Annotated in this window: 6 protein-coding genes and 1 tRNA gene; 4 read left to right on the top strand and 3 right to left on the bottom strand. The window is 36.1% G+C overall.

Annotation, left to right across the window (positions count from 1 at the left end; translation table 11 throughout):
• Nucleotides 1-72: 72 nt before the first annotated feature.
• Entirely contained in the window at nucleotides 73-888 is an 816-nt protein-coding gene (locus AOG54_RS09280) for an NAD(+) kinase (protein WP_048101839.1), read from the bottom strand.
• Nucleotides 889-1,110: 222 nt separating this feature from the next.
• On the opposite strand from AOG54_RS09280, the gene AOG54_RS09275 reads away from it, so the two are divergent.
• Nucleotides 1,111-1,677, top strand: a complete 567-nt coding sequence (locus AOG54_RS09275; RefSeq protein WP_048101697.1) for a hypothetical protein — start codon at nucleotides 1,111-1,113, stop codon at nucleotides 1,675-1,677.
• A gap of 104 nt (nucleotides 1,678-1,781) precedes the next feature.
• Complete coding sequence (locus tag AOG54_RS09270; RefSeq protein ID WP_048101696.1) at nucleotides 1,782-2,579, top strand: sulfite exporter TauE/SafE family protein; 798 nt, start codon at nucleotides 1,782-1,784, stop codon at nucleotides 2,577-2,579.
• 39 nt (nucleotides 2,580-2,618) lie between these two features.
• Here AOG54_RS09270 and AOG54_RS09265 read toward each other — a convergent pair whose 3' ends face one another.
• The gene (locus AOG54_RS09265; RefSeq protein WP_048101838.1) at nucleotides 2,619-3,584 is read right to left on the bottom strand and encodes a ParM/StbA family protein; all 966 of its coding nucleotides are present in this window, start codon (nucleotides 3,582-3,584) and stop codon (nucleotides 2,619-2,621) included.
• 198 nt (nucleotides 3,585-3,782) lie between these two features.
• Nucleotides 3,783-3,856, bottom strand: a tRNA-Thr gene (locus tag AOG54_RS09260).
• A gap of 94 nt (nucleotides 3,857-3,950) precedes the next feature.
• On the opposite strand from AOG54_RS09260, the gene AOG54_RS09255 reads away from it, so the two are divergent.
• Nucleotides 3,951-6,038 (top strand): minichromosome maintenance protein MCM, encoded by a 2,088-nt coding sequence (locus tag AOG54_RS09255; RefSeq protein WP_048101695.1) that lies wholly within the window; start codon nucleotides 3,951-3,953, stop codon nucleotides 6,036-6,038.
• Nucleotides 6,035-6,260: DUF424 family protein (locus AOG54_RS09250; RefSeq protein WP_236692489.1), on the top strand; the 226-nt coding region annotated here is incomplete at its 3' end. The genes AOG54_RS09255 and AOG54_RS09250, both read left to right, overlap by 4 nt.

Raw genomic sequence — 6,260 nt, 5'->3', positions numbered from 1 at the left:
CTGAGCATTGCACCAAACTCATTTGGATATGAATCCTTCGATGCCTCCATTATCATTTCCATTGTCTTCTTTCTAATTAACCACATCCTTAATCAGCTTTGTTCTTAACCTTTCAAAGAAGGAATCCTTCATCTCAATAAATGTTAAATGTTCCCTGGATACCCTGATTTCAACCATGTCATTTTCATTTATCTTTCTTTCCTTCTGGCCGTCCAATATAACTATGGAATCATATTTTCCTATTGATTTAATTTTTACTGAACTGGTTTCAGGACAGACAATTGGCCGGAGCCTTGAACCAAAAGGTGCTATATAGGATATTACCATTGCCCTTAATGATGGTATCAATATTGGGCCTCCAGCACTGTAGGAATAGGATGTCGATCCTATTGGTGTTGCCACAATGACACCATCGGCGCTTGTATTTTCCATAAACTTATCATCTATATACACGCTAAATTTTCTTATTTTAGAAATTTTACCTGTATGTATGACCACATCATTAATGCATTTCCCAAATAACCTATTATTTATAAATACATCAAGTTTCATTACGCTGTACTCCCTGTAATTACCCCTAATTAAATTATAAATTGATTCCTCAATGCTGCCTATTTCAACCTCAGATAAAAATCCAAGACCGCCAACATTTATGCCGAGTATCTTTCCTTTAGAAAACTGGGCTGTTCTCAGTATTGTTCCATCACCACCAATGACTATTAAAATATCAGCTTTAATATTGCTAAAATTATAACCCTTTTTATGAAGGGCCATGGCAAGTTTCATTTCAAGAAAAACCTCCCAGTCCTCAGGAATTATTTCAAGAATCCTCTTTGCTATTTTTATACACGAAGCGCAGTTTACCCTGGTTATTATACCTATCTTCATACCAATTCCCCACGTGGACGGCACCTTAAATATTGGTTTTTCCAAATTCAGGTATAGCAATATAAAAGATATTTATTTAAGATTTTGTAGCAAAATATTATTTAATTATATGTTGTATATAAAATAAGTAAAGTATTATAAATATAGATATAATTCATAAATATGTATTTTATAGAATATTTTCAATAGCAATGAATTTATATTATAAAATAATAAACAATCATGACAAAAATATCAGACGCAGTAAAAGTTATTGTGAATAACAATTTAATTTTTTCCATGGCAATTTCAAGCGGGTTATGCAATTACACTAAAATTGCAGAAAATATTAAGGATAAGGTTGAGGCCATGACCGGAAAGCCTGTAAAATTTAATACCATTGTCAAGGTCCTTGCAAATATGAAGACGCAAAAGCCAGAATACATAGATGATCTTGACATACTTAAAAGGTCGTCATTAACAATAGAATATGAATACAGTGTTATATATTTTGATGACATTAAAAAAATTCCAGATAATGCAATACTTGTAATGAAGGAGTCTAATTATTATGTGTGCATAGCAAGCAACAAGGGCAGCGAGAGCAAAATTGCGCTTATTAAGATAATACTTCCAAAGGAATCCTCATTTACACCAGGGTTAACATTGCTGATAACGGATTATCTTATGACCTATGGAATAAAGTTTACCAACATTTACAGATTGGATACAGAAATATGGATAATAATCGATAACTCCAATGCTGGGAAGGCCCTATATCACCTAAGCACGTTATTGCATGAAAATTAATCATAATAATGTATAAAATTAATATTTTTTCATAAATATGAATAATTAATGTATAAACATGAAAAACATATATATAGTAATTAGTTATATACCCTTAGATAAAAATGATAATAACAATCATTCAGTATTTATTTGCCCTAATATCCGGTATAGCAGTCGGTTTTAGTTTAGGCTTAATAGGTGGTGGTGGATCAATACTTGCAGTCCCTTTGTTTATATATTTTGTTGGTATTAATCATCCACATCTTGCAATAGGTACCACTGCACTTGCTGTTGGCCTGACAGCATTTATTAATTTCTATCAGCATCTCAGAAAGAAAAACGTAAATTTAAAAATAGCACCTATTTTTGCCCTTGTTGGTGTGATAGGAGTTTTACTTGGTGCATATGTTGGGCTTAAGATAAAGGGCGGCCAGCTGCTTTTCTTTTTCTCCATGCTCATGATAGTCATTGGTATATATATGTATATCAGCAAATGCCGTAGCCTGCCAACAGAGGATTGCAAGGAATTAACAAAACAAACAAGATATGACAAGGTATCTGCATTCTCACTTGCAGTGGGCTTTGCCTCAGGTTTCTTTGGTATTGGCGGTGGCTTCTTAATAGTGCCTGCATTACTATCATCCACAAAGATTAAGATAAGTATGGCAATAGGCACATCGCTATTTGCTGTTGGTACCTTCGGGATAGTTACAGCAGCAGAGTACGGATTCCATGGAGAGGTTCTGTATCTTGTTGCCATTGTATATGTGATTGGTGGCATTCTTGGTGGCTTCTTTGGAACAAAAATATCAGTTGGCATGAATAAAAAGCTGCTTAGAAAGATATTCGCAATTATTATAGTTCTGGTCGGAATATATGTTGCATACAGTTCATATCCAGCACTAATACATATTTTATAAAATTTATAAATTAAAATTATTTTTAAAATTATTGTAAAATTATTGACTTGCTGCAATTCTGTATCCAAGGACATTGGTAAATTGCATATCCTCCACGGGAACCTTAACCATGTGCCCGGGTGCAAGTTCATCCAGCTTCTGCCCAACCAGTATTGATCCACCGCCCACAGGAATTAAAGCAGTTATCCTATCAAGGTCTTCACGCATGTTTTCCCTCATATCGTCTATCACCTTCTGTGCAAGTGCGTCTAATAATGGTTGTGAAACAATTGGACCACCAACCTCCTTCTGACTGTAGACAACCTTTGACGATATTGCATCCCTGGCCACATCAGCTGGAACTATAAATCCTGTTTCCTTGGCTATTACCTTGCTTATTCCAGAAACAACATCCCCCACTCCTGCCTGTATTGTAAATGAAAGCTCAACTATTGGTTCCATGTTCTCCATATTTATTGTTAATACATCAGTTGTTCTAAACCCAATGTCTATAATCACCGCATTACCGTATTGTTTCCTAATTAATCCACGGTTTAATAAATATATTGCCGCACCGACACCCTGAGGTCTCATCACAAGTTTGGATATGGTGAATTTTTGTTCCTCACCAGCCGAGGATTTTATTTTTATGGTTTTCCCCTCAAGAAGATTCCTTGCCTTCTCCACCTCCTTTTCAAAGGACCCAAGCTGTGTACCACTGGCCAGTGTTACTTCTGTATTTTCCTTACCAAGATTTGTTACCCATAAGGCCGCTGCGAGCAATGGATATGAATTTGGATCAGAAAGTCTGCTGTCCTCCTGTGGCTGCCTAACACCTGAACCTATGGCATCCTTTCCAAATACAAATGAGTCTCCGTCATCAACAGAAATTACAGGTATATTACCACCAATACCCCAATTTCTTGACTCGGCCTTTGCCCAGCGGGAAGGGAATATATACCTTTGCTCATTTTCAGATATTACCTTGGTATCGCCGTAACCTAAATCCAAACCTATGGTAATCATTTTATTCATCCCCAAAAATATAATAAGAGATTTATATTTAAATATTTGCCTATTATTTAACATTTTTATCAAATTTAGCCATTTTTTTGTCGTACCATGTCTTACATTAACAAAATTTAAATTTTTATTAAATAATTTTCTATACTGATATTTTAACCTATAAAAATAATAAAAATTAACAATTTTCAAAATTGAAAGAGCCGCCGACGGGATTCGGTCCCGCGACCTCGTGCTTACCAAGCACGCGCTCTACCAGGCTGAGCTACGACGGCAGTACTGGTTAATCCCAAATCAATATAAATTATTTTTCAATTATCACATCTGGTTAAAAAAATCATTAAATACTTATAAATAATATTTATCTTTGTGATAAACCCTGATATAGAAACAGATAAAATAAAGAGATACTGGCAGGATTTCTTTGACCAGTATGATTATAATGACCAAATAAATAACCTAAGGTCAATATATCCAGATGAAAAATCACTTTACATTTCATATAATGATATAACCGGCTTTGATGAAACCTTCGCCCAAAGCCTGATGGAGGATCCCACACTTTATTTTTCAATTGGTGAGGAATACATAAGAGATACCATAGGGTTGTATAACAACAGAATTAAAAGAATAGATATACGGTTAACAGACGTTCCTGATATAACCGGCATTAAATATGAAATAAGGAACGTAAGAAGCTGCAATGTAGGTACATTTATTTCAATAAGTGGCATAATAAGAAAAAACACAGAGGTTCTTCCCAGGCTTGAAAGGGCAGCATTCAAATGCCCGGCATGTGGCGAACTTACCTATGTTAATGAGGACTATCAGAGACTGGTTGAACCATCCTCATGCCAGCATTGCGGATACAACAAGGGCAAGTTAAAGTTAATTCCTGAGGAATCAGAATTTGTTGATACACAAAAACTTGAGATACAGGAGAATCCAGATAACATTGATGGTACATCCCAGCCCCAAAGAATAACTGTAATAATGGAGGACGATATTGCAGGCAAGGTATTTCCAGGAGACCGGGTTACAATATATGGTATACTCAAGGCCGATCAAAAACATATAGGAACAATAATGCTAACAGAGTTCAATATATATTTATATGCAAACAATTATAAAAAAGAAACGAAGGATTTTGAGGATATAAAAATTAATGAGGATGATGAAAAACAGATAAGGGAACTTGCAAAGGACCCAAACATAATAAAAAGGTTATCAAAATCCATTGCCCCCTCAATTTATGGTCTTGAAATAATTAAAACTGCACTGGTGCTTCAGCTTTTTGGTGGGGAAAGAAAGATTATGAAGGACGGGACCAAAATCAGGGGTGATATACATATATTAATGGTTGGGGACCCTGGAACTGCAAAATCGCAGCTATTGAGATATATGACAATGATCTCACCAAGAAGTGTATTTGCATTTGGAAAAGGTTCAAGTGCTGCAGGTTTAACTGCGGCTGCCGTCAGGGACGATTTTGGTGAGGGTAGATGGACTCTTGAGGCTGGCGCTCTTGTTCTGGCTGATAATGGTTTTGTCGCCATAGATGAACTGGATAAGATGGATGACAGGGATACAGCATCAATGCATGAGGCAATGGAACAGCAGTCAGTGACCATATCAAAGGCAGGTATTATGGCAACGCTAAAATCAAGGTGTTCTATTCTTGCAGCTGCAAATCCAAAGTTCGGACGTTATGACCCCCTAAAAAGTATTACTGAACAGATTGACTTTCCACCGCCATTATTATCCAGATTTGATATAATTTTTAAGTTAATAGATACACCAAATAGGGAAATGGATGGAAAACTGGCAGAACATATACTCATGACACACAGACTTGGTGAGATATATAAGGGCCTTGAAAACAATAATGTGGATATAAAAATACCTGACGAGGAAAATTTTATACCCGAAATAGACAAGGATCTTATAAGAAAATATGTTTCATATGCAAAAAATCACGTTTTCCCCAGATTAAGCAATGAGGCAATTGATATACTTAGGGAAGAATATATTAAAACCAGGAGCTCTGGTGGTGATTCAATACCGATTACAGCAAGGCAGCTGGAATCCACAATTAGACTGGCAGAGGCCGCTGCCAAGGCAAGATTATCTCCAATTGTAACAGCAGAAGATGCATTACTGGCGAAAAGCATAGTGGATTATTACCTTAGGGAGGTATCTTCCATGAATGGCAAGGTGGACATAGATATATTGAACAGCGGTATAAGTTCCAGGCAGAGAAGTGAGCTTGAAATAGTTCTTGGTGTAATTAAAGAATTAAAGGAGGCAAAAAATCGTGCCCCTGAAGTTAAGGAGGTTCTTGATGAGCTTCAGGCTAGGGGCATAAGCCGGGAGCGTGCAGAATCAGATATAGAAAAATTAAATTCCATGGGTGAAATATACCGCCCATCAGATAAAAGAATAGATGTGTTGAAATGAATAATATTAATATGAAAATAGTTAATATTAATGGAGAGGTCGTTCTGGCAGCTGCGGATAGCGAATTAATAAACAGGGATCTAAGGGAAGGAAAGCTTCATTTAAAGGTAAAGCAGGATTTCTATGGTGATATGCGGGTTTCTGAGGATACTTTTTTATCATCCCTCTCCATATGCACGATTGCAAACTTGGTCGGAGAAAGGGTTGTGAGTGCAGCAATTA

Origin of the sequence: Acidiplasma aeolicum (assembly GCF_001402945.1) — an archaeon.
Lineage (GTDB): Archaea > Thermoplasmatota > Thermoplasmata > Thermoplasmatales > Thermoplasmataceae > Acidiplasma > Acidiplasma aeolicum.
Note: the sequence above shows the minus strand (reverse complement) of the source record. Positions and strands in the feature narration are given on the sequence as shown.